The sequence below is a fragment of the Ruegeria sp. CDSA079 genome (assembly GCF_059612245.1).
The window spans coordinates 241,591-265,825 of sequence record NZ_JBXWQF010000004.1; the positions used below are offsets into that span (position 1 = coordinate 241,591).

Genomic DNA, 24,235 nt, shown 5'->3' on the forward strand with positions numbered 1-24,235 from the left:
CGCTTACGAAAGCTGCTCAGCGTTGCACTTGCGTGCCATTTCCATGGCCTTGTACGTGCCGGTCAGGTCGACTGTGAACGCATACGCTGTCTCGGGGAACACGATCATCACCTTTTTCTTGGCGAGGTCATCCGCAAATTGGGGATCGTCCGACAGGACATACCCGCCTGAATAGCCCTTTGTGATGTTGCCCTTCATACCGGTGGCTTCACCCAGATAAATATTGTCCCCAATCAGGATAGCGACTTCTTGCGTTTCGCCCCGTTTGATATCGGTGTCAGCTTTGGTGAACACACCGACATAGCCAACACCGCGGTCTTCGGTCAGACCCATCTGAACGACGTTTTCCGCATCGTCCACAGCTTCGATCAGGCAGGATTTCTTCTCATTGTCGATAAAGACTTTCCAACCTTCAACCTCACCATAGCGTTCGAACGTATCAGCCCACGCTGCGGTCGAGGCCAACATGCCAACCGCTGCACCCAGTGTAAGAAAAAGTTTCAACTGCTTGTCTCCGATCTACGAATTTCTGGATATGCATTCCGGTCAAACTACCGGTTGTGGGCGCAGGCTAAAGCTCTGATCGCTAACAATCAATGCTATGATTTATTGAATGCGGCGAAGGTGTTCGTGGCATCAAAAGGGGCCAAATATAGACGTTTTGGCAAGGCAGCCGCGCTTTTCATCCCGGCAATCCTGCTTATGTTGGAAACGGACAACATTTGGAGGGTCTGATGGAGCGATTCGACAACAGCCCGGAAACGGCTTTGGACTGGCACCGCAGCGGGCGGGGCGCGGCCCTGGCGACGGTTGTCGAAACCTGGGGCAGCGCGCCTCGGCGCGTTGGGTCGCAACTGGTGATCGGTGGCGACGGGAGGATCGAAGGATCGGTTTCCGGTGGCTGCGTGGAAGGCGCGGTGATCGTAGAAGCACTTGAAGCCTTGGACGAAGGCGAAGCCCGGCTGTTGGAATTTGGCGTCAGCGATGATGATGCCTTTGCCGTGGGGCTGGCCTGCGGCGGAACGATCCGTGTTCTGGTCGAACCCATTGGGAAGGTCCTGCCCGAGCGCATGCTGGCAGAACTGGTCGCGGCCCGCGCCACGCGCGCGCCCGTGGCGTACGAGGTAAACACAAATACCGGACACAGGGCCTTGCGTCGCAACGCCTATGCCGATCGGTTGCGTATGGACCGGTCGGGTTTTGAAGAGGACGGCGAGACCTTTGTGGCCGTTCACAATCCGCCTTTGCGGTTGATCGTTGTGGGGGCCGTCCATATCGCACAGGCCCTTGTGCCCATGGCGCGCATTGCGGGCTATGATCCGGCGATCATTGATCCACGCGATGCATTTGCATCCAGCGCACGCTTTCCGGGGGAAACGATCCTGACCGATTGGCCGGATGAAGCGGTCGCCAGGCTGGGGCTGGATGCGCGGACCGCTATCGTCTTGCTGACCCATGATCCCAAGCTGGACGACCCGGCGCTGCAAGCGGCACTTGACGCAGGTGTCTTCTATATTGGCGCTCTGGGGTCGACACGCACCCATGCTAAGCGCGTTGATCGCATGAAAGCCGCAGGTTTCACCGAGTCGCAGATCTCCAGAATTCACGGCCCCGTCGGTCTGGATATTGGTGCTGCCGGGCCCTCGGAAATCGCTGTCGCCATTCTGGCTGAGATGACAGCGGTTCTTCGGGGCAAAGCATGAGGTTTGGGCCGGTTCCCGTTTCTCAGGCAGAAGGGGCCATCCTGGCGCATTCGGTGACAGCAGGTGGGCGTAAGCTGCGCAAAGGTTTGGCATTACAGTCCGAGCATATCGCGCAGCTGGCGCAATCCGGGCTGAGCGAAGTGATCGTCGCGCGTCTGGAACCTGGTGATTGCCACGAAGACGAGGCCGCGCGTGCCTTGGCGGCAGCTCTTGCGCCTGATGCCGCCGCGGCCAACCTGCGCGTGACCGAGGCGTTTACCGGTCGGGTCAACCTTTTGGCGGACGGACCGGGGGTGGCCGTGCTGGATGTCGCGGCGCTTGAGCGGTTCAACGAAGTCAATCCGATGATCACAGTGGCCACGGTACCGCAGCATCAGCAGATGGGACCAGGCGGTATGGTGGCGACCATCAAGGTCATCTCTTACGCCGTGCCAGAAGACGATGTTCGACGTGCTGCCACATTGGCCCAGCGCGCAATCCGTCTGGCGCGTCCGGTTCACCAAACAGCCGGGCTGATCGTAACGGACATTCAGGGTGGTCCGTCGAACGAGAAGGGGATTGCCGCTATTCGCGGTCGGGTCGAGTTGCTGGATATGGAGCTTTGTGATGTGCGGACCGTCCCGCACCGGGTCGACGCTCTGGCCGAAGCGGTCTCGCAAAGCGATGGTGATGTGCTGATGATCCTGACAGGATCGGCGACGTCGGACACTGAAGATGTGGCGCCCTCGGCTGTGCGTTTGGCCGGCGGGCAGGTGGATCGCTTTGGGATGCCAGTGGATCCGGGAAACCTGCTGTTTTTGGGGGCCTTGCAGGATCGCCCGGTCATTGGATTGCCGGGCTGCGCGCGCTCTCCGGCGTTGAACGGCGCCGATTGGGTTCTGTCCCGTGTTGCGTGTGGAATTGAGACAAATGGAGCTGACATTGCGGCGATGGGTGTTGGTGGGCTGCTCAAGGAAATCCCGACCAGGCCGCAGCCACGTGCCAAACGCAAAAACTGACACCCTGTTCGTGCGCGAACCGCATCGCGGTTTCAGGGTTTCCTCAGCTTTGGTAAAACCCCGGGCTGCCAATATGCCCCCGTGTCCTCCCGCGCTTTTTGGTACTGTTCCACACGTGTCCGGGCCTCCTTGCCGCTGGCCTCAAACAGATGCCCTAGTAGACATTCCAGAACTGCCATCGCGCCGGAAAAGCTTGAGAATGGGTGCAACGTGCGGGTGCTGACAGGCAGGACCACGTCCGGTTCGACCCCCGGCGCGATCACCTCGCTATCCGACAACAGCACGATGCGCATGGACCGGTCGCGGGCGAAGCGCATCGATTGGATCGTATCGGCCGAATAGGGATGGACGGTGATGGCAAACAGGCAATCCTCAGCCATGGCTTCGACCAAATCGTCAATGGCTGACCCCATGTGACGGGGCACCAGCTGCAACCCGGGATGCGCCATGCGGCCTGCATAGTGAAAGTAATAGGCCAGCGCGTGGCTGGACCGTGTCGCGGTCACGTAACAGCGCCGCGCGGAAACCATGTACCCGATGGCTTGTTGTGTCAGATGCGGATCCATCAAGCGCAGGGATCGCGAAACGACGTTTGTCTCGTTCTGAGCGAACTTGGCCTGTGCCAGATGGAACGGGTCTTGCCCCGCCGGATTCTCCAACCAGCTTTGCCCCAGCCGGTCTTCACTGTCTGTCGTCAGAGCGCGGCGAAACGGTTGGCGAAACGCATCGAAGCTGTCAAAGCCCATGCGTTGCGCAAGCCGGACCAACACGTTTGAACTGATGCCGATCTTGTCGGCGGTTTCGCGGATCGGGTTCAGTCCAAAGTCACCGGGATGGTCAACGATATACTTAGCCGCGACCTGCATTTGCGCGGGCATCTGATCGATCTCGCGCCTTAGTTGATCTGTAAGTGCCGTGAGGGTAGGGGTCATGCGCAAAATAAAACATATGTTTTCTACTGCGTAAATTGAAAACGAATGATGCGAGGTCTAGCTGCAACTCAGGAAGAGGAACGCATGATGACAGCCAACTCCGCTGAAGACAAAAACACCCCCTATATCCTGATCGCGCCAAATGGCGCGCGGCGGACGGCAGCGGATCATCCTGCCATTCCGGTTACGATGGACGAAATCGTCGAAACCGCGCGGGCCTGCCAACGTGCAGGTGCGCACGGGGTTCATGTTCACGTACGGGACGCGAATGGTCAGCATTCTCTGGACGCCGGATCGTATCGCGAAACGGTGGCCGAGTTGCATCGTGTCGCGCCAGGGCTGGATGTTCAAATCACAACCGAAGCGGCGGGGGTATTCGACGTTCCTGCGCAGCTTGCCTGCTTGGAGCAGGTGCAACCGGACTGGGCGTCGATTTCGATACGAGAGATTGCGCGCGACCCGGATCTAGCGCCTCGGGTCTATGCTCTCTGCGCCGATCAGGGGACGCAGGTGCAGCATATTCTGTACGATGCAGAAGACGCGTGGCTGTTGGACCAATGGCAGCGGGATGGCATTGTGCAGGCAAATCAGACAGACCGATTGCTGGTTCTGGGACGCTATAGCGAAGGTCAGCAATCGGTACCGGCAGATCTGGGTGCCTTCCCGGATTGTCCAAACCGCTGGATGATCTGCGCGTTCGGCACACAGGAACACGCCTGTCTGGCCGAAGCTGCGCGGCGCGGGGGCGATGTGCGGGTCGGATTTGAAAACAGCCTGACGGGGCCGGATGGCACGCCTTGGGCGGATAATGCGGCCTCGGTCGCGGCTTTGGTTGAATTGCTTGGAAAGGCCAAGACATGAGTCACGTATTCCCGCGCCACACCAAATCAAATCTGCCCGTCGCGGCAGGTGGGGATGGCTGTTATCTGATCGACGCGCAAGGCAAGCGGTACCTGGACTGCGGTGACGCGGCCGTGTCTTGCCTGGGACATTCCAACGCCGCAGTGATCCGCGCCGTGCAAGAGCAGGTCGAACAGATCGCATTCGCCCATAGCGGCTTCATGACGTCTGAACCGGCCGAAGCGCTGGCGGATCTGTTGATCCAGCACGCGCCCGGCGATTTGGATCGCGTTTATTTTGTATCGGGTGGATCCGAGGCAACCGAGGCGGCAATCAAACTGGCGCGTCAGTACTTTCTTGAAATAGGTCAGCCTGAGCGGCGGCATGTCATCGCGCGCAAACAAAGCTATCACGGCAACACGCTGGGCGCTTTGTCCGCCGGGGGCAACGCCTGGAGACGGGCTCAATTTGCGCCGATGCTGATCGAGATGACCCATATATCGGCCTGTTATGAATACGCCGAAAAACCCGAAGGCGAGAGCAGCTTTGACTATGGTCAACGCGTTGCCAACGAGCTTGAGGCCGAAATCCTGCGTCTGGGACCGGACACGGTTATGGCTTTCATGGCAGAGCCAGTTGTTGGCGCAACTCTTGGCGCAGTTCCTGCGGTTGAGGGTTACTTCAATCGTATCCGGGAAATCTGCGATCAATATGGGGTGCTATTGATCCTGGATGAGGTGATGTGCGGTATGGGGCGCACCGGCCACCTGTTTGCTTGCAATCATGACGGTATTGCGCCGGATATTCTGTGCATTGCCAAAGGGTTGGGGGCCGGATATCAACCGATCGGAGCTATGCTTTGCACCGGCGCTATCTATGATGCAATTCGGGATGGGTCAGGGTTTTTTCAACATGGGCACACCTACATCGGCCATCCGGTTGCCACGGCTGCGGCGCTCGCGGTCGTCCGTGAGCTGACGGATCGGGATTTGCCAGCCCGCGCCGGGGTCATGGGAAACAAAGTGCAATCGGCCCTGGAGGCTGCGTTTGGACAGCACCCGAATGTAGGCGATCTGCGCGGGCGTGGCTTGTTCCTGGGGATCGAGCTGGTGTCGGATCGGGGCACCAAAGCACCGTTCGATCCGTCCATGGGCATCGCCGGCAAGGTGAAAAAGGCTGCGATGGCCGAAGGCTTGATCTGTTATCCCATGGCAGGCACGCGGGATGGCCGCAACGGGGATCACATCCTGTTGGCACCGCCCTTTATTATCGAAGACGCGCAGATTGACGAGCTTGTCGGCAAACTGGAACGTGCGTTGAACGCCGTCATCTAACGGCTGCAGAAACGAAAAGGCTCTCGCCATTCCAGCGAGAGCCTGAGATATTGCAGCCCTTGTTTGGCTTATTTCTGTGGAAGCGGGCCGATCATCATGATCATCTGACGGCCTTCCATCTTAGGCATGTTTTCGATCTTACCAAGGTCTTTGATGTCCTCGGCAACACGCTCCAGCAATTCGCGGCCCAAGTTCTGGTGCGCCATTTCGCGGCCACGGAAGCGAAGGGTAACCTTGACCTTGTCGCCGTTCTCCAGAAACTTGAACACATTACGCATTTTCACGTCATAGTCATGCGTGTCGGTGTTGGGTCGGAACTTGACCTCTTTCACCTCGATGACTTTTTGCTTTTTGCGGGCTTCGCTTTCGCGCTTTTGTTGTTCGTATTTGTACTTGCCGAAGTCCATGATCTTGCAGACCGGCGGGTTCGCATTGGGCGAAATCTCAACCAGATCAAGACCGGCATCTGCGGCCATTTGCATGGCTTTGGCGGGATGAACCACCCCGACATTTTCACCTTCGGCGCCAATCAGGCGAATTTCGGGGGCACGGATCTTATCATTGACGCGCGGGCCGGTGTCACGTTGAGGCGGCGCGTTGTGAGGTCTGCGAGCTATGGGTTCATTCCTTTGATGATTGCAGAATTTCGAGCCCGGAATTTAAACCGGGCTGCGCCGCACTTCAAGCGGCATAAATACAGGTTCCTGCGAAAAAACTTGTTTTATCGGGCGTTTTTCGCGTTCGGAGCATGAAAGCCCCGAACGCAAAGAGGTGTTAACCGACAAAGGCCTTTTCGATCACGAATTCCTTGGGATCGGAGTTCGCCCCTTCGCGCAGGCCGAACCCTTCAAGGATTTCCTTGATATCCAGGTTGAACGCCAGCGATCCGCAGACCATCGCGCGGTCGGTCTCGGGTTTGATGCCGCCTTCAATGCCCAAATCAGCAAACACGGTGCCATCCTGAAGCAGGGTGGTGATGCGGCCCATCTTGGGGCTCTCTTCCCGGGTGGTTGTCGGGTAATAGCGGATTTTTTCAGCGAAGCCTTCACCGATCAGCTCGGCCAGCAACTCGTCCTGACGGATACTGTCGATCAGCTGACGGCCATATTCCAGTTCCGCCACTTCGCGGCAGGTATGGGTGATGATGATCTCGTCATAATCCTCGTACGTCTGCGGTTCACGCAGCAGCGAGGCAAAAGGCGCGAAACCGGTGCCGGTGGCAAAGAACCAAAGGCGCTTGCCTGGCAGCAGGGCGTCATGAACCAGCGTGCCAACAGGTTTGGGGCGCAAAATGATCTGGTCGCTCGGTTTGATGTGTTGCAGTTTCGAGGTCAGCGGGCCGTCCTGCACCTTGATCGAATAGAACTCCAACTCTTCGTCCCAAGACGGCGACGCGATCGAATAGGCACGCAACAAGGGCTTGCCGTTGTCACCCAGCAGGCCGATCATCACGAACTCACCCGAGCGGAATCGCAGCGAGGCAGGGCGTGACACCTTGAAAGAGAACAGGCTGTCGGTCCAGTGCTTCACCTCGGTGACGGTCTGGGCATCTGGCAGAACGGGGGCCTTGACGGCGGTTGCTTCACTCACGGATTTCATCTCTGTCATCGTTTCACTGCCGATCAGCTAAACCGACATCTCCGTTTAATCTTTGATCCAAGTCAGGAAAAGGGGACAGATTGCCCCCTCTGTATCACAAGCTGGCGAGTGCGGCCTTATCCACGCAGGCGGGCCTGATAGTTGTTGTCTTGCCAATTGGCGCGAGCCAACCACTGATCCTCGGGCTGACGGTCTGCAAGGGTATGATCAATTTCGACCTCATCGAACCCGCTGCGGCGGGCCATGGCGTACTGGTCAGCCAATACATGGCCCCGGGCGCGCAGGCGACCGGTATAGCCTTTCAGGCGCAGAACGCGCGCGATTGTAAAGCCGCGTCCATCGGCCGAGGACGGGAAGTCCACGCGTACCATCTTGGCATTGCCCAGACGGTCAATCAGCTCATCGGGGTCAGTGTCCGAAGCCACGTCAAGCGCGACCACGTCATTGGCGGCATCATCCAGAGTGACAAAGCCGTCGGTCCAGTCATCGGGCGAAAAGCCCTCGTCCGTTACGATTACGTTCATGTTTTCTCTCCGATGCGCACCATCTTGCCGTCGACAAAATGGATGCCGCATTCTTCCTTGTTCTGATCGCGCCAGCGTCCGGCGCGGGGGTCTTCGCCCTCTTTGACCGGCGAGGTGCAGGGCGCACACCCGATCGAAGGGTATCCTTTGGCCACCAGCGGATGCCGGGGCAAATTGTTTTCTTCCATATAGGCGCGCACATCCTCGGGTGCCCAGTGGGCCAATGGGTTGACCTTTATCCGGCCTGTTCCGTCTTCGACTTCGAAGAAATCTAGCGCGGCGCGCGTGCCTGACTGGAACCGTTTGCGCCCCGTAATCCAGCCACAATAGCCCGAAAGAGCCTGCTGCAGTGGAAAGGTCTTGCGCAGGTTGCAGCACGCGTCTGTGTCCCGCATGCGAAGTGCACCATAGGGGTCGTCGCGCTGAACATCCTCGTCATCCGCGTGGATGATCTGGACGTTTCTAAGACCGAGACGCTCGCTGACGTCCTGCTGGTATTCCAGTGTCTCAGCAAACAGCATCTGCGTGTCCACAAACAGAACCGGGGTCATCTTGTCGACAACCGCTGCCATGTGCAGCAGCACGACGGATTCCGCACCAAAGCTGGAGACGAGGGCAAGCTCCTCGATCTCATCCAGCGCACCATGCATGACATCATGGGCGCTGTGGTGGCGAAACCGGTCGTTCAGCGCGTCGACCCGTTCGGTCAACGCTCGCCGGTCCGCCCCCAGTTCCGTCTGGATCAGATCAAGCGGCATTGGCCTGTGCCTCGGGGTAAAGCGCCGCTTTGAACGGAGCCATGCCGACGCGGCGGTATGTTTCCAGGAAGGTTTCTTCAGCGCTCTCACGCTGTTCCAGGTAGGTGTCTACGATGCGTTCCACGGCGGGCACGATCTCATCATATGCAAAGCCGGGGCCGGTGCGGTCACCGATGGCAGCCGCCTCTGTCGCGTCGCCGCCTAGAGTGATCTGGTAGTTCTCGACGCCGGCCCGATCCAGACCCAGAATGCCGATATGGCCCACATGGTGGTGACCACAAGCGTTGATGCAGCCCGAGATCTTGATCTTCAGGTGGCCGATATCATGCTCAAGCTTCATATCTTCAAAGCGTGTCGCAATTTCCTGAGCGACCGGGATCGAGCGCGCCGTGGCCAGCGCGCAGTAATCCATGCCGGGGCAGGCGATGATGTCGCTGATCAGGCCGATATTGGCGGTCGCCAGTTCGTATTCCTTCAACTTGGCATGGATCGCGGGCAAGTCCGATTTGTGGACATGCGGCAGGATCACGTTCTGCTCATGGCTGATGCGCAGCTCGTCATAGGCGAACTCTTGGGCCAGATCGGCCATCACGCGCATCTGTTCAGCTGTCGCATCACCCGGTGTCTGGCCGTGCTTTTTGATCGAGATCGTGACAATCGCGTGGTCCGCGTTCTTGTGCGGCGCGATGTTGGTGTCGACCCATGAGCGGAAGACCGGATCGTTGGTATATGCACTTTCGAACGACGCAACCGAACCTTCGCGGAAGGCGGGCGGGGCGAAGTGGCCCTTGATCTCTTCCAGCAGGTTCATGTCGGCACCTTTGAACTGCGGGCGAACCTGCAAAAAGCGCTCGTTGACCTTGGCGCGGATCGTGTCGATGCCGTTTTCGTGAACGGTGATCTTGATACGTGCTTTGTATTTGTTGTCACGACGGCCGATCTGGTTCCACACTGAAACGGTGGCTTCGAGGTAAGCCAGCAGGTCGTCAAAGGCGACGAATTCGGACAGTTCCTTGCCGATCATCGGCGTACGGCCCAAACCACCGCCAACAATCACGCGCGCGCCCAGAACGCCGTCGCGCTCGACCAGTTGAAGGCCGATGTCATGGGCCTTGATCACGGCGCGGTCGTTTTCCGAACCGGTGATGGCAATCTTGAATTTGCGCGGCATGAACTGGAATTCCGGGTGGTCGGTGGACCACTGACGCAGCAGTTCGGCATAAGGGCGCGGATCGGCGACCTCATCCGCGGCGGCACCGGCAAAGTGGTCGGCGGTCACGTTACGGATGGTGTTGCCCGAGGTCTGAATGGCGTGCATGCCAACCTCGGCCAGCGCGTCCAGCATATCCGGTACATCGTTCAGTTTCGGCCAGTTGTACTGGATGTTCTGACGGGTGGTGAAGTGGCCATAGCCCTTGTCCCATTTCTCGGCCAGCAGCGCCAGTTGGCGCATTTGCGCGCTGGAGAGCGTGCCATAGGGGATAGCGACCCGCAGCATGTAAGCGTGCAGCTGCAGATACAGGCCGTTCATCAGGCGCAGTGGTTTGAATTCGTCTTCGGTCAGCGATCCGTCTATGCGGCGCTCAACCTGCGCACGGAACTGCGCGTTACGTTCTGCCAAAAATGCTGTGTCGAACTCGGAGTAGCGATACATGATTAGCTGTCCTTAGTTGCAGCCCCGAACCGGGGCCTTGAAGGGGAGAGAGAAGGGCCAGAGATCAGGCCCGGGGCTGCGGGGAAGTTTCCTGTTTGCCGTGGGCATAGTTGGACGGACCAGTCCGGCGGAAATCTTCCCGAAAATGGGCTGGCTCAGGGCCGTTGTCGCCGGCGACGGCGTCAGCCAGATACGCGCCGACAATCTTACTTGCCTGACGTGCGGCATCCAGCAGACGTACCTGAGCGTGCGCTTCGTCGGTGATCAGTTCCGCTTCGGACAGATCGCGCGACCAGCGGTCATCTTCGGTTTGATAAATTACATCACCTTCCAGCAAATCATTTGCGGTGACGACTTTGGGGGTAAAAGCGCGGGCCATCAGGCAAGCTCCTTATTGAATTCGGTCGCAGCCTGCGCCGCTTCGCGCGGGGCAAGGCCGTAGAAAGTCAGGGCCGGGCCGTCCATTTCGGCGGCGGCCAGATCGGTGGGCAGCTGATCCAATGTGGTGGCCAGAATGCGTTGGTTCGGGCGCGAGGCGTTTTCGACCAGGGTGACGGGTGTGGCGCGATCCGCGCCGTGCATGATCAGGCGGCCCTGAATGAACCGGGCGGACTTTTTGCCCATGTAGATCGCAGCAACCGATCCTTCGCGCGCCAGCGCCGTCCAGTCGTGGTCGGCAAAGCCTTTCATGTCGTGACCCGTCAGAAATCGCACGGAAGAGTTGCGGCCCCTGCGGGTCAGGCTTTGGCCAATGCTTGCAACCGCCGCCGAAGCGGCCGTGATTCCGGGGACGATCTGCCACGAAATGCCTGCGGCCTCGACAGCTTGGATTTCTTCGTCCAGACGACCAAAGACGGTGGGATCCCCTGACTTCAGGCGCACGACATGGTTGCCCTTAAGGGCATATTCCACCAAAAGCGCATCGATATCGCTTTGCTTCCAGGATGGACCAAACCCAGCTTTGCCAACATCAACCAACTTGGCGTTCTGACCTGCAAGATCCAGCACCGCCGCGCTGATCAGGCGGTCATGAAGTACGATGTCTGCCTTCTCGAACGCGGTGAGCGCCTTGAGTGTCAGCAGATCGGGATCACCGGGACCAGCGCCGACAAAATCGACATGTCCTTTGGGTCTGAATGTATGCAAGTCCTGCATCGGATCGCCTTGGGTGTGGTTTGACTTACCTTGCAATATAGGAAATATTCCCGCCAAAGCGCCATATGGGCGCTCAAATAAGAACATTCGTTCCATTGAGATTGAAAAATGGAACGAAGACCTCGAATTGGAAGGAAAACTGGAATGTCGGTGCGAATAGACGAAACGGATCGGAAAATTCTAGCCGAGTTGCAACGCGATGCGGGTCAGTCACTGGATGAAATTGCGGCCCGTGTGGGCAGTTCAAAGACCCCGGTCTGGAATCGCATCCGCAAGCTCAAGGGGGCGGGTATCATTGGGCAGCAAACGGTTCTGTTGGATGCCGAAGCGCTTGGGTTCGAGGCGACATTCTTTGTATTGATCCGCACATCGGAACACGAGGCCGAGTGGCAACACAAGTTCCTGAAAGCCTTGCGCGATCACCCCGAAGTGCAAGAGGCCCACAGGTTGGCGGGCGACATCGACTATATCCTCAAAGTCAGGGTCAAGAATGCCCGTGCCTATGACGTGTTCTATCAATCTCTGATATCAGAGGTGCGGGTGCACAACGTGACGGCGCTTTTGTCGATGGAGGAAATCAAATCCACCACAATGCTGCCGTTAAACGCATTGGTAGAGAAGGCGTAACGAGGCGTAGGCGGTAACGCGTCCTCAGATATGTACCAGAACCTGTTCCAAGCCATGGAAGTGATAGCTGTCCGAATACGTCGGAGGCGCAGCCAGCCGCAAATTTGGACAGGTGTCGAACAGGATAGGCAGGGCGATACGCATTTCTAACCGCGCCAAAGGTGCGCCGACGCAAAAATGTATGCCGCCGCCAAAGCTTGTGTTCATATCGACGGATCGTGCGGGGCGGAATGTGTTCGGTTCATTCCAGACAGTGGGATCGCGGTTGGCACCCCCCAGCAACAGGGCAACCTGATCGCCGCGTTTGAACGTATGGCCAAAAATCTCCACTTCCTCATAGGCGTAGCGCGTGAACATGTGCAGGGGTGGATAATAGCGCAGGATTTCTTCGATAGTTGCGTCAATCTTGTCTGGCCGCAAAACGCTGGGGCCGGTGTGTGTTTCCAGCAGGGTTTTGACCCCGTTTCCCAACGAATGAACCGTCGCCTCATGACCGGCGTTCAGCAGTAGAATACAGGTTGCAACCAACTCATCGCGGGACAGTTTCTCGCCTTCCTCTTCAGCAGAAATCAATCGTGTGATCAGGTCGTCACGCGGGTCACGCCGCCGCTGGTCGACATAACGTTCCAGGAACGCGGTAAATTCCTGTGCCGATTGCGCGGCCTTGTCTTCGGTGTCACGTGTTCTGTTGGCTTGGTACATGGCAACCATATCATGTGACCAACGCAACAAGTCAGGGGCCATGTCTTCGGGTACGCCCAGCAGGCGACAGATGGTGATCACCGGGACCTGTGTGCAGTAGGCGTGCAACAGGTCAAACGGCTCTTGCCGAAAATCCCGGATCAGATCGTGACAGAGGGTTTCGATCGAGGGTTGCAGAGCGGAAATCGCCCGCGATGTGAAGGCCCGCATAACCAGCGCCCTCAGGCGCGTGTGCCGTGGTGGCTCGGCTTCAAGCAGCGAATGGGCCTCGACAGACAACCATGGAGCCAGATGCGCGGGGCCTTGCGTTGCGTGCTCGGGGGGAACTTCGCGCCCGAACCGGCGATCTTTCAGCAAGGTGCGGACGGCATGGCAGGACACAGCAGCAACCATGCCGTAATCAGCCCAATAAAACAGGTCACCGGCTTGTCGGGCTGTGTCGTAGAACGGATAGGGGTTCTGGACGAACCCGGGGTCTGTCGGAGATTGTGAGAGTGACTCCATGCGACGCACACTTGCCACGCGACGCATTGAATGCAAGACCCTGTATATGCACAGGGTTTCGATCATTGTCGGTTTTCTGCTTGCCGTCGGGGTGTTGTCCGGACTCGTCTGGTCCTATGGCTATCGTCAGGCGCTGTCTCAGCTGAGCGAAAAGGCCGAGGCTGATCTTGAACTGGCGGCCGACCGGCTCAGTACACAAATGCAGGTGTATCAAGAGCTTGCAGTGCTGATGGCAACCCATCCGATTCTGCATGAATTGGATCGGCAAGCCAACATACGCCAAGCTCAGGCGATGTTGTTGGACGTTGCAGACAAGACTGCGGCAGTCAACATGATCTACTTGGACCAAAATGGGCAGGTCTTGGTTTCGGCGCAGCCGGTGCCGCAGCGAAACATGGCCGGGCACCCCGCTTTCCGTCGTGCGATGCAAGGGGCCTTAGGCAGTGCGCATGAGGTTACACCGGTCGGAGATGATCGGATCTACTCCTACGCTGCACCTGCTTTCGGCCCATTTGGCCGGATCAAAGGCGTAGTGATGGTCGTTGCCGACGTTCAGGATGTCGAGCAGACGTGGCGCGGCAGTACCGAGGCGGTCTTCTTTGTCGATGCAGATGGTGTTGTCTTCATTTCGAACAGATCGGACCTGCTGTTCTGGTCTCGGGAGGAAGGAGAGGCAGGACTTACACCGCCAAATGGCGCGACCGTCAATTTTGCGTCGACGCGGGTCGGTGGGCACGAGCTATGGCAATTGAACTGGGGGCGCTATCTGCCGCGCGATGCTCTGCACCTTACCCTCGATTTGCCGGTGATCGATATGACCGCTGAGGTTTTGGTAGACGTGGCGCCAGCCCTGCAACTTGCGCGGCTTCAGGCGGCAGCAGTTGCAGCGATCTGTTTGGCTTTCGGTGCAATGCTTTTTCTTGCGATGGAGCGGCGGCGGACGTTGGCAGAAGCCAATGCCGTTCTGGAAAGTCGAGTGGCCAAACGAACTCTTGACCTGACCGTTGCAAATGCCAGCTTGCACAAGGAAGTCGCGGAACGTCAGGAAGCCGAAGCGGCGCTGCGGCGGGCGCAGGCGGATTTGGTTCAGGCCGGAAAACTCAGCGCGCTTGGGCAGATGTCGGCAGGGATCAGCCACGAACTGAACCAGCCACTTATGGCGATCCGGCAGTTTGCGGATAATGGCGCGGCTTTCGTGGAACGCGGAAAGCCCGAAAAGGCCGCGGAAAATTTGGGCCGTATTTCCGAAATGGCTGCGCGCATGGCGCGGATCATCAAGAACCTGCGAGCCTTTGCCCGCAACGAAAGCGAACCGATGGGGCGTGTGGATTTGGTGCAAGTTCTGAATACGGCCGTTGAACTGACCGATGCTCGGTTACGCGCAGAAAATGTTACGATGGATTGGCAGCCGCCCAACGAACCGGTCTACGCATGGGGCGGCGAAGTGAGGTTGGTACAGGTCTTTGTGAATCTGATCAACAACGCCGCAGATGCGATGAGCCAGCAGGATGACCGCCTTATTCAAGTTGTGATCAACACTGGGGACAGGCTTTCAGTCACCGTGCGAGATATCGGCCCTGGCATCGAGAACACGGAAAAGCTTTTTGAGCCGTTTTACACCACCAAGGCCGTGGGTTCGTCCGAAGGAATGGGGCTGGGGCTTTCGATTTCTTACGGTCTGGTCCAGAGTTTTGGTGGGAACATTCGCGGGACCAATGCGCCAACAGGTGCGATGTTCACTGTGGAGTTGGAATACTATCGGGAAGACGAGGCGGCATGACCCGAAAAGTCCTTTTGGTCGATGATGACGCAGCCGTTCGCGAGGCTTTGGCACAAACGCTTGAACTGGCAGATTTTCAGCCGACAACTGCAGGCTCTTTTGTGGCGGCCAAGGATCATATCCGAGCGGATTTTCCCGGTGTCATAATCTCGGACATCCGAATGCCGGGCCGGGATGGGTTCCATCTTTTGACCTATGCAAGAGAGGTTGATCCCGATCTTCCCGTCATTCTTCTGACCGGTGAAGGGGATATTCCCATGGCTGTTGACGCGATGGGTAAGGGCGCGTTCGACTTTCTGGAAAAACCCTGCGCGGCGTCTGATCTGTTGGATGTGCTGGAGCGTGCTTTTGCAGCCCGATCCGAGGTCATTGAGCAGAGAGCTGTGAAATCCGAACTCGAACGTGGAGACCCGGCGGCGCGCTTGCTGTTTGGCCTGTCGCCGCAGGCGGAGGCGTTGCGTGAAAGGGTTCGAACTGTTGCGCCCACAGGGGCCGAAGTTCTGGTGACTGGCCCGCCAGGCAGCGGGATTTCAAAAGTGGCCGAAGTTGTTCATCTTATGTCGTCGATGGGGCAGGGGCCGTTTGTGAAACGCCCGGCCTCGACGCTCAGCCCCGAAGAACTGACCCGCAGTTGCGAGGATGCAGCGGGTGGGTCGCTGTTTCTTGACGAAGTTTCGGCCATGCCGCAGGCCACGCAATTTGCGGCCCTTGAGCTGATTGAACGTGGGCCGGGAGGGCGGATCATCGCTGGTACCACCGCTGATCTGTCTGCCTTAAGCTCCGAAGGCCGTTTCAATGCTGATCTGTTCTATAGGCTGGATGTGATGCGCGTGCGTATTCCATCCCTGGCGGAGCGGCCTGACGATATTCCCGTTGTCTTTCGTCTCTATGTGGCACAGGCGGCTGAACAGGCTGGAATCCCTGTTCCCGAAATATCCTCGGAACATCTGGCAGCATTGATGGCCAGCGACTGGCCGGGGAATGCGCGGTCGCTTATGTCCGCTGCCATGCGTTTTGTGTTGGGGATGCCGGAAGAGGTCGCACAGGCTACGGATCTGGGTCTTAGTGAACAGATGGCGCGGGTCGAACGATCGCTGCTGATCGCGGCGCTGGGGCGGCACAATGGAAAGGCGTCAGACGCGGCAAAGGCGCTGAAGCTTCCGCGCAAAACATTTTATGACAAGCTGGCCCGTTATCAAATCCGCCCAGAGGATTATCGCAGGTAATTCGCCTGGCAAACTTACGCTGCACATTGATTCGCATGATTGATTCGCAAATTGTGCGGAAATCCGCACAATCAGCAATTTTTTGTGTGCGGATTTTCGCACGTCGAAGAAAAGGTGATTCTTCTCCTTGTGTTTGGTGTGGTGTAAAGCGCTGGTAATAAACACTTAAAACAACTGAATCGGCTTCTGGAGGGAAAAGTTGTGTGCTTACGGCTGAGTCGCTTCACTGCACGCCATACGGTGCCTGTCTGGCGCTGATCGCTTGTATTTAGGAAGTCTGGGAGGAAAACAGATGAAGATTTTGACAACAGCCGCAACGGCTCTGGCGCTGACAGTCACCGCAACTGCGGGTATGGCAGCCTGTGACGACGGTGAAATTGTTGTGAAGTTCGCGCATGTGACGAACACCGACAAACATCCCAAAGGCATCGCCGCCTCGCTGCTGGAGCAGCGCGTCAATGACGAGATGAACGGTGTGATGTGCATGGAGGTCTATCCGAACTCGACCCTCTATAATGACGACAAGGTGCTTGAGGCGATGCTGCAAGGCGACGTTCAACTGGCCGCGCCGTCTCTGTCGAAGTTTGAGAAGTTCACCAAACAATTCCGCCTGTTCGACCTGCCGTTCATGTTCAAGAACATTGATGCCGTGGACGCATTCCAAGCGTCGGCCGATGGTCAGGCAATGAAAGACAGCATGCAGCGCCGCGGCCTGCAGGGTCTGGCCTTCTGGCACAACGGCATGAAGCAGATGTCGGCCAACAAGCCGTTGGAAGATCCCTCGGACGCAAACGGCCTGAAGTTCCGTGTTCAGTCCTCGGACGTGTTGGTTGCGCAGATGGAAGCGATCGGTGGCAGCCCGCAGAAAATGGCGTTCTCGGAAGTTTACGGTGCGTTGCAACAAGGCGTTGTGGACGGGCAGGAGAACACCTGGTCGAACATCTATGGCAAGAAGTTCTTCGAAGTTCAGGACGGCATCACTGAGACCAACCATGGTATTATCGACTATCTTGTTGTGACCTCGGTTGACTGGCTGGACAGCCTGGATCCGGCGGTGCGTGACCAGTTCATGACCATTCTGACCGAAGTGACCGAAACCCGGAACAAAGAAGCCTTTACCGTCAACGAAGCAGCCAAAGCATCGATTACAGACGCAGGCGGTATCATTCGTGAACTGAACCCTGAACAGCGTCAGGCCTGGGTCGACGCAATGAAGCCGGTTTGGGACCAGTTCTCTGGTGATGTGGGTCAGGACAAGATCGACGCCGCGCAGGCCATCAACGCCGGTTTCTAAACCGGTCATAGGCCACGCGTCCGGGGACTGGGGAGTATTTGACGCGTTGGCCGGGCGGGCTGATCAGGCCCGCCCTTACACACTCTCTCATCATCAAAAAAATGCGGGGACAGAAAGATGTCTGGTGCGAATTCCGGCCAAGGCGGGCTGGTCGACCATATCGAAGAAACCCTGATTGCGTTGCTGTTGGGCCTGATGACGGTCGTGACATTTGCCAACGTGATTGCGCGGTTTGTTTTTAACTCAAATATCCTGTGGGCGCTGGAGCTGACGGTGTTCACCTTCGGGTGGCTGGTGCTGTTGGGTGCGTCTTATGCGGTGAAAAAACATGCGCATCTGGGCGTGGATGCCATTCTGAACATGCTGGCCCCGGCGCCGCGCCGCATTCTGGCGCTAATTGCAGTGGGCTGCTGTCTGGTGTTTTCGCTGCTTCTGCTGAAAGGGGCTTATGACTATTGGGCTGTGTTCGCCGATTTGCCGCCCACGTCGGGGCGCTGGTTCCCTACCGGGTTCAATGTCGACGCCCGCAGTCAGAGTTTTTACGAGGTCGACGACATCCCGATGGTTGCGCCTTTGCGGTTCCTGGAAGACCTGATCAACTACGGTGAGTACTACGAAAAACTGCCCAAGGTCGTGCCGTATCTGGTTCTGCCAGTTTCGATGCTGCTGTTGGTGATCCGGTTCGCGCAGGTCGCCGTTCAAATCTGGCGCGGTGAAACGGATCGCCTTGTCGCCAGCCACGAAGTCGAGGACGAGATCGAAGAAGTCCGCGCTCAGCAGGGAGAGCATGACTGATGGACGTTGTACTTCTTTTCTCGATGGTCATCGGCCTGCTGCTGATCGGTGTTCCGATTGCGGTTGCGCTTGGCCTCAGCTCGACCCTGTTTCTGCTGATCTATTCGGACAGTTCGTTGGCCTCGGTCGCGGGCACGTTGTTCGAGGCGTTCGAGGGACACTTTACCCTGCTGGCGATCCCGTTCTTCATCCTGGCCTCGTCTTTCATGACAACAGGCGGCGTGGCGCGCCGGATCATCCGGTTCTCGATTGCCTGTGTGGGGCACTTGCCCGGTGGTCTGGCAATTGCTGGCGTGTTTGCCTGTATGCTTTTTGCAGCACTTTCGGGATCGTCCCCAGCAACAGTTGTGGCCATTGGTTCCATTGTCATCGCCGGGATGCGTCAGGTTGGGTATTCCAAGGAATTCGCCGCTGGTGTGATCTGCAACGCCGGTACTTTGGGCATCCTGATCCCACCGTCCATCGTGATGGTTGTCTATGCGGCAGCCGTTGAGGTCTCGGTTGGGCGAATGTTCCTGGCGGGTGTCATTCCGGGCCTGATGGCTGGTCTGATGCTGATGATCACCATCTATGTTATGGCCAAGGTCAAGAATCTGCCCAAGGGTGACTGGAAAGGCTGGGGAGAGGTCTTTACCTCGGCCCGTGAGGCCGGTTGGGGCCTGTTCCTGATCGTCATCATTCTGGGTGGTATCTATGGGGGCATCTTTACTCCGACTGAGGCCGCTGCCGTCGCTGCTGTCTACGCGTTCTTCATTGCCAGCTTTGTCTACAAAGACATGGGCCCGCTCAGCACCGAAGAAGGTCAATCCAACGCGTCACTGCTTAAAAAGCCCTATGCGCTGGTTACGGCATTCTTTCACCCAGACACCAAACACACACTGTTTGAGGCGGGTAAGCTGACGGTCACGCTGCTGTTCGTCATTGCCAACGCGCTGATCCTCAAGCACGTGCTAACGGACGAGCAGGTGCCACAGCACATTGCAAGCGCCATGCTTTCAGCGGGTCTTGGACCGGTCACTTTCCTGATTGTAGTCAACGTCATCCTGCTGATTGGCGGTCAGTTCATGGAACCCTCGGGTCTGCTGGTCATCGTGGCTCCGCTGGTGTTTCCGATTGCCATCGAATTGGGCATCGATCCGATCCATCTGGGTATCATCATGGTGGTGAACATGGAAATCGGGATGATCACGCCTCCGGTCGGTCTGAACCTGTTTGTGACCTCGGGCGTTGCGGGAATGCCGATGATGAGTGTTGTGAAGGCGGCGCTGCCGTTCCTGGCCGTACTCTTCGTCTTCCTGATCATGGTTACATACATACCTTGGATATCGACCTTCCTGCCCAACACCTTCATGGGGCCGGAAATCATTACCAATTAGATGGTCTGACAATGAACACTGCCGGGTGGTTTCGACTGCCCGGCTTTTTCGTGTCTTGAAACCATATATCGGGTACTTATCTCAGGTTTCAGAGGACGACCTCCCCATTTTGGGACATCTTTCGGGACGACCCGAACAGATACGAGGTTCTCTTATGCCCTGGATCTTTCTTCTTTTTGCCGGCCTGTTGGAAATCGTCTGGGCCGTAGCCATGAAGCAATCGGCTGGTTTCACCAGATTGTGGCCGACGGCTTTGATGGGCGTTTCGATGATTGGTTCCTTCGGTCTGCTGGCGCTGGCGATGCGCGACCTGCCATTGGGCACCGCTTACACGATCTGGACCGGGATCGGCGCGGTGGGGGCGTTCAGCGTGGGTATCCTGTTTCTGGGCGAAGCCCTGACACCGGCACGGATTGCAGCGGCGATACTGATCGTGACCGGTCTTGTCGTGATGAAGCTGGCCTGAGCCCGTCATTGACCATGCCCTTGGTCTTCGGCAGTCTGCGCGAAACTCAAGACATGGAGCCCGGAATGCTGACCGAGACCGACAAACGCCTGCTACGCGTGGCTTATGAAGAGGCCAAAGCCGGATTTGACGAGGGCGGATGCCCCATTGGGTCCGTTCTGGCGCGGGGCGGCGAGGTTGTTTCGCAAGGTCGCAATCAGCGTGTGCAGGGGGGTGATCCCATCGCGCATGGGGAAATGGATGCCTTACGCAAAGCAGGGCGGCAGAAAACCTATCGCGACACGGTGCTCTATACCTCGCTGTCGCCCTGCATGATGTGTTCCGGCACTATCGTTCAATTCGGCATTCCGCGCGTTGTGATCGGTGACACGCAGAACTTCGGAGGCAATGAAGACTTCCTGCGTGAGCGCGGGGTCGAGGTTGTTATTGCCGACGACCCCGACTGTATCGCTTTGATGCAGCGGTTTATCGAAGAAAAGCCCGAGCTTTGGGCCGAAGATATTGCGGAATGAAGTCTGGGGTCAGGCGCTTTCCAGCGCCTGAATGATGTCCGAGAAATCCGCAGCCTTCAGGCTGGCACCACCGACCAGAGCGCCGTCCACATTCGAGACTGCAAAAATGTCGGCCGCATTGCTGGGTTTGACAGATCCGCCATACAGCAGTCGCACCGACCGACCTACGCCTTCGCCAAAACGACGTTCCAGCCGCGTGCGCATGAAGTCGTGAACCTCCCCGATCTCTTCCAGGGTCGGAACCTTGCCGGTTCCTATCGCCCAGATCGGCTCATACGCGACGATCAGATTCTCGCCGGTAGACTGATCCGGGATCGAACCAGACATCTGGCCGCCAATGATATCGAGCGTGTTGGCTGCCTCTCGCTGTTCCAGACTTTCGCCGACGCAAATGATCGCTTTGAGACCCGCATCCATTGCCGCTCGCGCCTTGGCACGAACATCTTCGTCATGTTCACTGTGATCCACGCGCCGTTCCGAATGGCCCAGAATGACCGAAGTCGCGCCGGCATCCAGAAGCATATCCGCGCTGATATCGCCTGTGTGCGCACCTGAATGTTCTAAGTGACAATCCTGCCCGCCAACCGAAACCTCAGTGCCTGCCACTGAGTCCGCGGCGCGGCTGAGCAAGGTGGCGGGGGGGCAGATCAGGATATCGACCGAGGCTTGGGGGTGGCTTTGCGACAGCGTCTCTAGCTCACTCAGCGCTGCGCCGGTTCCGTTCATTTTCCAGTTTCCAGCCGCCAGCTTCCGCCGCATACCCGTATCTCCCTGATCATTCGATGATTTAAGGATGCGGATAGCATTGTCTGCAGGATCTTACAATTCCGCCTGCCGACCTCGCTAAGGTCAGCACAAGAACGATGATCTAGCTTTGCTGGGCGATGTTTTCGTCGAACTTGATCGATTCACCGCATCCACAGGAATCAACGACATTCGGGTTCTTGAATTTGAATCCCGATTCCAACAGTGACACTTCATAGTCGATCTCGGTCCCAAACAGGAACATCTGCGCCATTGGCGCGATCATTATGCAGGCGCCGTCCTGTTCAACCACCTCATCATGCGGATCTGACTGATCGACATATTCCATGGTGTATTCCATGCCTGCGCAGCCGCCTTTCTTGACACCGATGCGCAGGCCAGCGTGTCCGCCTGAACTCATCAGGCGGGTGATCTGCTCTGCGGCCTTGGGCGTCATGGTCACAGCCTGTTTGCCGGGAATGCCGAACATTTAAGTCTCCGTTGTCGCGCGTCCCTTCTAACTTAGGGTCCAAGTCCCTCAGGCTCAAGATGGTGAGGGATAAAGCGTGATGTTCATTTGAAAGGTGCAAGAAGTGCCATGCGACCTTGCTTTGGATAAGAAAGCGGGTTTAGCTGTTCTTGTATATGTAAGGCCCAGTGCTGACACATGTGCAACTTGGGTGGGAAAGGTTATATAAATGAATGTTTTACGAAAGTTTTCTAAACCAGTATTTCTGTGTGGGGCAGTAGCCGTTTTTGTTGCATGTTTTGCACCGGTTGATGCACAGGCCGCATCTGATGCCGAACGGCACCCAGTCAATTGTGCGACCGCCGAAGGTGATTTGCGTGCCATTGCGGCAGAAAAGAAACACGCTGAAGACAAGCAATTGGAAAGCGTGGCTGCGATTACACCTGCCGGGGCACTGTTGGGTTTGGTCACCGGAACCGAGCAGAAACACCTTCAGATGTTGTCTGGTGACTACATCAAACAGCTGGATGCGCGTGCCGCAGAGATCAAGGAAACCTGCAATCTAAATTAATCGCGTTTTCAGATGAGTAAGGCGCGACGGGTGCTGGTTTTACATAAAGCCCAGTTCAAGACGCGCTTCGTCCGACATCATCTCCATACCCCAGGGCGGTTCCCAGGTCAGCTCGACATCAACCTCTTTGACACCTGCAACGGGTTCAACGGCTTCGACGATCCAGCCGGGCATATCGCCGGCCACCGGGCATCCGGGCGCAGTAAGGGTCATGATCACCTTGACTGCGTTATCCGCAGAAATATCAACCGTGTAGATCAGGCCAAGGTCGTAGATATTGACCGGAATTTCCGGGTCATAGACCGTGCGGCACGCCTCAACCACGAGGTCGTACAACGGGTGTTCAATCGTTGACGGCGCTATCAGCGGGGTGCCTTCAAACTGTTCGCTCGGGTGAGTCATCTTTGCCTCGGGTCAGTTGCCTGAGTGATTATATAGGGAATAGCTGCGACAGCGTCCAGTAGGGGAGTGGCGCTCGAGCGAGCGCCACAGCGATTCAATCGTTGATATCATGCTTGAAAGTTTTGACCTGACCATGCGGCAGGGCAAAGAGTTTGCGCAAGACAAGCCAGGCGATCAGCGACAGTACCGCAAAAACCAGCGCAAGGACATGAAGCGACAGTGTCAGACCCGGAATGATCAGGACAAGACCTGTGATTGCAGCGCCAATCGCGAAGCCAAGAAAGATGAATCCTGGCAGAACAATCTCGAGAATCCCCAGTGCCAGCGCGGCGGCCAGCCAGATCCACCAGGTCAGCCAAAAGGGATCAGCCATCATTTTCCTCCTTTGAGCATTTTGAACGCGTCACCAAAGGCTTCAAGTGCGTTTGCCGGAACTACGATGGTCTGCTTTCCGGAACCATTACCCAGTGCATTAAGGGCTTCGACCTGTTTCAAAGCAACCTGATATTGGGCGGCCTCGATACCGTTGTCTTGAATGGCTTTGGCGACAACGCCAGTGGCGTAAGCTTCGGCATCGGCCTGAATGCGGCGGGCTTTGGCGGTTTGTTCAGCGGCGTAAAGTTCGGCATCAGCCTGCAGTTCAACAGAACGCTTCTGACCTTCGGCTTCGGTCACTTGTGCCCGGCGGGCGCGTTCAGCGTTTAGCTGCTGTAGCATAGCATCGCGGGTCGCCTGATCCAGATTCACATCCAGAATTTCGGCGCGGGTCACTTCGATACCCCAATCGTCAACGGCGGTTTCAACGCTTTCCTGAATGCGTTCAATCAGTTGTGCCCGGTTAGACTGTACTTCGTCCAGGTCCATCTTGCCGATCTCGGCGCGGACGATACCGGCCACGGTGGTTGCAATCGCACCATCGACGTCGCGGATTCTGTAAACCGTCTTTTCCGGCTCAAGAATGCGATAGAAGACCGAGGTGTCGATCTGCACCAGCACGTTGTCCTTGGTGATCGCGTCTTGTGTCGCATTGGGCAGCTGGCGTTCAAGGATCGAGATTTTGTGGCGTGCAACATCCAGAAACGGAACGATAAAGTTGATGCCGGGGCCAAGCACCGAATGCAGGCGACCAAAACGTTCAACGACGTATTTCTCAGATTGCGGCACAATCTTGATGCCTTTGAGGATAACGATAATCACCAGCGCAGCGGCCAGCAGGTAAATGATGTTTGACGAAATCAATCCGATAATCTGATCTTCGGTCATTCTGTCC

28 protein-coding genes are annotated in these 24,235 nt (G+C 57.3%); 13 read left to right on the plus strand and 15 right to left on the minus strand.

The features are described from left to right. Positions 1 to 3: 3 nt before the first annotated feature. Entirely contained in the window at positions 4 to 504 is a 501-nt protein-coding gene (locus AC2FJZ_RS06270; RefSeq protein WP_050603522.1) for a hypothetical protein, read from the minus strand. Positions 505 to 734: 230 nt separating this feature from the next. On the opposite strand from AC2FJZ_RS06270, the gene AC2FJZ_RS06275 reads away from it, so the two are divergent. Together AC2FJZ_RS06275 and AC2FJZ_RS06280 are read left to right on the plus strand one after the other, a co-directional pair. Then, on the plus strand, positions 735 to 1,703 hold the full coding sequence (locus AC2FJZ_RS06275; RefSeq protein WP_496672998.1) for an XdhC family protein: 969 nt from the start codon (positions 735 to 737) through the stop codon (positions 1,701 to 1,703). Next, complete coding sequence (locus AC2FJZ_RS06280; RefSeq protein WP_496776571.1) at positions 1,700 to 2,701, plus strand: molybdopterin-binding protein; 1,002 nt, start codon at positions 1,700 to 1,702, stop codon at positions 2,699 to 2,701. The genes AC2FJZ_RS06275 and AC2FJZ_RS06280 overlap by 4 nt, the downstream gene beginning before the upstream one ends. Before the next feature lie 32 nt (positions 2,702 to 2,733). Here AC2FJZ_RS06280 and AC2FJZ_RS06285 read toward each other — a convergent pair whose 3' ends face one another. Beyond that, positions 2,734 to 3,633, minus strand: coding sequence for a MurR/RpiR family transcriptional regulator (locus tag AC2FJZ_RS06285; protein WP_496776572.1), 900 nt, complete (start codon positions 3,631 to 3,633; stop codon positions 2,734 to 2,736). An 84-nt stretch (positions 3,634 to 3,717) separates the two neighbouring features. On the opposite strand from AC2FJZ_RS06285, the gene AC2FJZ_RS06290 reads away from it, so the two are divergent. Next, positions 3,718 to 4,494 (plus strand): beta-keto acid cleavage family enzyme, encoded by a 777-nt coding sequence (locus tag AC2FJZ_RS06290; protein ID WP_496776574.1) that lies wholly within the window; start codon positions 3,718 to 3,720, stop codon positions 4,492 to 4,494. Continuing rightward, positions 4,491 to 5,807 carry an aspartate aminotransferase family protein gene (locus tag AC2FJZ_RS06295; RefSeq protein ID WP_496776577.1) on the plus strand — a complete coding sequence of 439 codons (1,317 nt, stop codon included), beginning with the start codon at positions 4,491 to 4,493 and terminating at the stop codon, positions 5,805 to 5,807. The genes AC2FJZ_RS06290 and AC2FJZ_RS06295 overlap by 4 nt, the downstream gene beginning before the upstream one ends. 68 nt (positions 5,808 to 5,875) lie before the next feature. On the opposite strand, the gene infC is transcribed toward AC2FJZ_RS06295, so the two are convergent. The 7 genes from infC to cobA all read right to left on the minus strand — a co-directional run bounded on the left by infC (position 5,876) and on the right by cobA (position 11,497). Beyond that, positions 5,876 to 6,466, minus strand: coding sequence for a translation initiation factor IF-3 (infC, locus tag AC2FJZ_RS06300; RefSeq protein WP_496776605.1), 591 nt, complete (start codon positions 6,464 to 6,466; stop codon positions 5,876 to 5,878). A gap of 115 nt (positions 6,467 to 6,581) precedes the next feature. Further along, complete coding sequence (locus AC2FJZ_RS06305; RefSeq protein WP_496776580.1) at positions 6,582 to 7,415, minus strand: ferredoxin--NADP reductase; 834 nt, start codon at positions 7,413 to 7,415, stop codon at positions 6,582 to 6,584. Between the two features lie 107 nt (positions 7,416 to 7,522). Continuing rightward, positions 7,523 to 7,930: a DUF934 domain-containing protein gene (locus AC2FJZ_RS06310; protein WP_050603516.1), complete on the minus strand. Its 408-nt coding sequence runs from the start codon at positions 7,928 to 7,930 to the stop codon at positions 7,523 to 7,525. Further along, positions 7,927 to 8,688 (minus strand): phosphoadenylyl-sulfate reductase, encoded by a 762-nt coding sequence (locus AC2FJZ_RS06315; RefSeq protein ID WP_050603515.1) that lies wholly within the window; start codon positions 8,686 to 8,688, stop codon positions 7,927 to 7,929. The genes AC2FJZ_RS06310 and AC2FJZ_RS06315 overlap by 4 nt, the downstream gene beginning before the upstream one ends. Further along, a complete protein-coding gene (locus AC2FJZ_RS06320) occupies positions 8,678 to 10,342 on the minus strand; it encodes a nitrite/sulfite reductase (protein WP_496776582.1) in 1,665 nt (554 codons plus the stop codon). Before AC2FJZ_RS06320 ends, AC2FJZ_RS06315 begins: the two co-directional genes overlap by 11 nt. A 64-nt stretch (positions 10,343 to 10,406) precedes the next feature. Beyond that, the gene (locus tag AC2FJZ_RS06325) at positions 10,407 to 10,721 is read right to left on the minus strand and encodes a DUF2849 domain-containing protein (protein ID WP_496672979.1); all 315 of its coding nucleotides are present in this window, start codon (positions 10,719 to 10,721) and stop codon (positions 10,407 to 10,409) included. Next, positions 10,721 to 11,497, minus strand: a complete 777-nt coding sequence (gene cobA / locus AC2FJZ_RS06330; RefSeq protein WP_496776584.1) for a uroporphyrinogen-III C-methyltransferase — start codon at positions 11,495 to 11,497, stop codon at positions 10,721 to 10,723. The genes AC2FJZ_RS06325 and cobA overlap by 1 nt, the downstream gene beginning before the upstream one ends. 144 nt (positions 11,498 to 11,641) lie before the next feature. On the opposite strand from cobA, the gene AC2FJZ_RS06335 reads away from it, so the two are divergent. Then, positions 11,642 to 12,124, plus strand: a complete 483-nt coding sequence (locus AC2FJZ_RS06335) for an Lrp/AsnC family transcriptional regulator (protein ID WP_050603511.1) — start codon at positions 11,642 to 11,644, stop codon at positions 12,122 to 12,124. Positions 12,125 to 12,148: 24 nt separating this feature from the next. On the opposite strand, the gene AC2FJZ_RS06340 is transcribed toward AC2FJZ_RS06335, so the two are convergent. Further along, positions 12,149 to 13,330: a cytochrome P450 gene (locus AC2FJZ_RS06340; RefSeq protein WP_496776586.1), complete on the minus strand. Its 1,182-nt coding sequence runs from the start codon at positions 13,328 to 13,330 to the stop codon at positions 12,149 to 12,151. On the opposite strand from AC2FJZ_RS06340, the gene AC2FJZ_RS06345 reads away from it, so the two are divergent. The 7 genes from AC2FJZ_RS06345 to AC2FJZ_RS06375 all read left to right on the plus strand — a co-directional run bounded on the left by AC2FJZ_RS06345 (position 13,329) and on the right by AC2FJZ_RS06375 (position 20,779). Continuing rightward, positions 13,329 to 15,110, plus strand: coding sequence for a sensor histidine kinase (locus tag AC2FJZ_RS06345; protein ID WP_496776587.1), 1,782 nt, complete (start codon positions 13,329 to 13,331; stop codon positions 15,108 to 15,110). The two genes, AC2FJZ_RS06340 and AC2FJZ_RS06345, sit on opposite strands and share 2 nt — an antisense overlap. Continuing rightward, complete coding sequence (locus AC2FJZ_RS06350; protein WP_496776589.1) at positions 15,107 to 16,336, plus strand: sigma-54-dependent transcriptional regulator; 1,230 nt, start codon at positions 15,107 to 15,109, stop codon at positions 16,334 to 16,336. The genes AC2FJZ_RS06345 and AC2FJZ_RS06350 overlap by 4 nt, the downstream gene beginning before the upstream one ends. A gap of 292 nt (positions 16,337 to 16,628) precedes the next feature. Continuing rightward, a complete protein-coding gene (locus AC2FJZ_RS06355; protein WP_050603507.1) occupies positions 16,629 to 17,630 on the plus strand; it encodes a DctP family TRAP transporter solute-binding subunit in 1,002 nt (333 codons plus the stop codon). A 117-nt stretch (positions 17,631 to 17,747) separates the two neighbouring features. Next, complete coding sequence (locus AC2FJZ_RS06360; protein ID WP_050603506.1) at positions 17,748 to 18,425, plus strand: TRAP transporter small permease; 678 nt, start codon at positions 17,748 to 17,750, stop codon at positions 18,423 to 18,425. Further along, a complete protein-coding gene (locus AC2FJZ_RS06365) occupies positions 18,425 to 19,801 on the plus strand; it encodes a TRAP transporter large permease (protein WP_496672965.1) in 1,377 nt (458 codons plus the stop codon). The genes AC2FJZ_RS06360 and AC2FJZ_RS06365 overlap by 1 nt, the downstream gene beginning before the upstream one ends. A 154-nt stretch (positions 19,802 to 19,955) precedes the next feature. Then, on the plus strand, positions 19,956 to 20,267 hold the full coding sequence (locus AC2FJZ_RS06370) for a DMT family transporter (RefSeq protein WP_050603504.1): 312 nt from the start codon (positions 19,956 to 19,958) through the stop codon (positions 20,265 to 20,267). 14 nt (positions 20,268 to 20,281) lie between these two features. Then, positions 20,282 to 20,779 (plus strand): nucleoside deaminase, encoded by a 498-nt coding sequence (locus tag AC2FJZ_RS06375; protein WP_496776607.1) that lies wholly within the window; start codon positions 20,282 to 20,284, stop codon positions 20,777 to 20,779. 9 nt (positions 20,780 to 20,788) lie between these two features. Here AC2FJZ_RS06375 and tpiA read toward each other — a convergent pair whose 3' ends face one another. Continuing rightward, positions 20,789 to 21,538: a triose-phosphate isomerase gene (gene tpiA / locus AC2FJZ_RS06380; RefSeq protein ID WP_496776590.1), complete on the minus strand. Its 750-nt coding sequence runs from the start codon at positions 21,536 to 21,538 to the stop codon at positions 20,789 to 20,791. Between the two features lie 109 nt (positions 21,539 to 21,647). Continuing rightward, positions 21,648 to 22,013: a HesB/IscA family protein gene (locus tag AC2FJZ_RS06385; protein WP_050603502.1), complete on the minus strand. Its 366-nt coding sequence runs from the start codon at positions 22,011 to 22,013 to the stop codon at positions 21,648 to 21,650. Between the two features lie 208 nt (positions 22,014 to 22,221). Here AC2FJZ_RS06385 and AC2FJZ_RS06390 point away from each other — a divergent pair, with 208 nt between their 5' ends. After that, entirely contained in the window at positions 22,222 to 22,563 is a 342-nt protein-coding gene (locus AC2FJZ_RS06390) for a hypothetical protein (protein ID WP_496776592.1), read from the plus strand. Between the two features lie 39 nt (positions 22,564 to 22,602). Here the strand turns inward: AC2FJZ_RS06390 and AC2FJZ_RS06395 are convergent, their stop codons facing one another. From AC2FJZ_RS06395 to AC2FJZ_RS06405, 3 genes are all read right to left on the minus strand, one after another. Next, positions 22,603 to 22,965, minus strand: coding sequence for an SUF system Fe-S cluster assembly protein (locus AC2FJZ_RS06395; protein ID WP_496776594.1), 363 nt, complete (start codon positions 22,963 to 22,965; stop codon positions 22,603 to 22,605). Between the two features lie 94 nt (positions 22,966 to 23,059). Next, positions 23,060 to 23,338: an NfeD family protein gene (locus AC2FJZ_RS06400; protein ID WP_496672955.1), complete on the minus strand. Its 279-nt coding sequence runs from the start codon at positions 23,336 to 23,338 to the stop codon at positions 23,060 to 23,062. Next, a complete protein-coding gene (locus tag AC2FJZ_RS06405; RefSeq protein WP_496776595.1) occupies positions 23,338 to 24,228 on the minus strand; it encodes an SPFH domain-containing protein in 891 nt (296 codons plus the stop codon). The genes AC2FJZ_RS06400 and AC2FJZ_RS06405 overlap by 1 nt, the downstream gene beginning before the upstream one ends. Between the last annotated feature and the right edge of the window lie 7 nt (positions 24,229 to 24,235).

Excerpts from the sequence above, each read along its gene's own strand:
- AC2FJZ_RS06275 (WP_496672998.1), top strand. The coding sequence starts at position 735 with ATGGAGCGATTCGACAACAGCCCGGAAACGGCTTTGGACTGGCACCGC.
- AC2FJZ_RS06280 (WP_496776571.1), top strand. The coding sequence starts at position 1,700 with ATGAGGTTTGGGCCGGTTCCCGTTTCTCAGGCAGAAGGGGCCATCCTG.
- AC2FJZ_RS06285 (WP_496776572.1), bottom strand. The coding sequence starts at position 3,633 with ATGACCCCTACCCTCACGGCACTTACAGATCAACTAAGGCGCGAGATC.
- AC2FJZ_RS06290 (WP_496776574.1), top strand. The coding sequence starts at position 3,718 with ATGATGACAGCCAACTCCGCTGAAGACAAAAACACCCCCTATATCCTG.
- AC2FJZ_RS06295 (WP_496776577.1), top strand. The coding sequence starts at position 4,491 with ATGAGTCACGTATTCCCGCGCCACACCAAATCAAATCTGCCCGTCGCG.
- AC2FJZ_RS06305 (WP_496776580.1), bottom strand. The coding sequence starts at position 7,415 with ATGACAGAGATGAAATCCGTGAGTGAAGCAACCGCCGTCAAGGCCCCC.
- AC2FJZ_RS06310 (WP_050603516.1), bottom strand. The coding sequence starts at position 7,930 with ATGAACGTAATCGTAACGGACGAGGGCTTTTCGCCCGATGACTGGACC.
- AC2FJZ_RS06315 (WP_050603515.1), bottom strand. The coding sequence starts at position 8,688 with ATGCCGCTTGATCTGATCCAGACGGAACTGGGGGCGGACCGGCGAGCG.
- AC2FJZ_RS06320 (WP_496776582.1), bottom strand. The coding sequence starts at position 10,342 with ATGTATCGCTACTCCGAGTTCGACACAGCATTTTTGGCAGAACGTAAC.
- AC2FJZ_RS06325 (WP_496672979.1), bottom strand. The coding sequence starts at position 10,721 with ATGGCCCGCGCTTTTACCCCCAAAGTCGTCACCGCAAATGATTTGCTG.
- cobA (WP_496776584.1), bottom strand. The coding sequence starts at position 11,497 with ATGCAGGACTTGCATACATTCAGACCCAAAGGACATGTCGATTTTGTC.
- AC2FJZ_RS06335 (WP_050603511.1), top strand. The coding sequence starts at position 11,642 with ATGTCGGTGCGAATAGACGAAACGGATCGGAAAATTCTAGCCGAGTTG.
- AC2FJZ_RS06345 (WP_496776587.1), top strand. The coding sequence starts at position 13,329 with ATGCGACGCACACTTGCCACGCGACGCATTGAATGCAAGACCCTGTAT.
- AC2FJZ_RS06340 (WP_496776586.1), bottom strand. The coding sequence starts at position 13,330 with ATGGAGTCACTCTCACAATCTCCGACAGACCCCGGGTTCGTCCAGAAC.
- AC2FJZ_RS06350 (WP_496776589.1), top strand. The coding sequence starts at position 15,107 with ATGACCCGAAAAGTCCTTTTGGTCGATGATGACGCAGCCGTTCGCGAG.
- AC2FJZ_RS06355 (WP_050603507.1), top strand. The coding sequence starts at position 16,629 with ATGAAGATTTTGACAACAGCCGCAACGGCTCTGGCGCTGACAGTCACC.
- AC2FJZ_RS06360 (WP_050603506.1), top strand. The coding sequence starts at position 17,748 with ATGTCTGGTGCGAATTCCGGCCAAGGCGGGCTGGTCGACCATATCGAA.
- AC2FJZ_RS06365 (WP_496672965.1), top strand. The coding sequence starts at position 18,425 with ATGGACGTTGTACTTCTTTTCTCGATGGTCATCGGCCTGCTGCTGATC.
- AC2FJZ_RS06370 (WP_050603504.1), top strand. The coding sequence starts at position 19,956 with ATGCCCTGGATCTTTCTTCTTTTTGCCGGCCTGTTGGAAATCGTCTGG.
- AC2FJZ_RS06375 (WP_496776607.1), top strand. The coding sequence starts at position 20,282 with ATGCCCTTGGTCTTCGGCAGTCTGCGCGAAACTCAAGACATGGAGCCC.
- tpiA (WP_496776590.1), bottom strand. The coding sequence starts at position 21,538 with ATGCGGCGGAAGCTGGCGGCTGGAAACTGGAAAATGAACGGAACCGGC.
- AC2FJZ_RS06385 (WP_050603502.1), bottom strand. The coding sequence starts at position 22,013 with ATGTTCGGCATTCCCGGCAAACAGGCTGTGACCATGACGCCCAAGGCC.
- AC2FJZ_RS06390 (WP_496776592.1), top strand. The coding sequence starts at position 22,222 with ATGAATGTTTTACGAAAGTTTTCTAAACCAGTATTTCTGTGTGGGGCA.
- AC2FJZ_RS06395 (WP_496776594.1), bottom strand. The coding sequence starts at position 22,965 with ATGACTCACCCGAGCGAACAGTTTGAAGGCACCCCGCTGATAGCGCCG.
- AC2FJZ_RS06400 (WP_496672955.1), bottom strand. The coding sequence starts at position 23,338 with ATGGCTGATCCCTTTTGGCTGACCTGGTGGATCTGGCTGGCCGCCGCG.
- AC2FJZ_RS06405 (WP_496776595.1), bottom strand. The coding sequence starts at position 24,228 with ATGACCGAAGATCAGATTATCGGATTGATTTCGTCAAACATCATTTAC.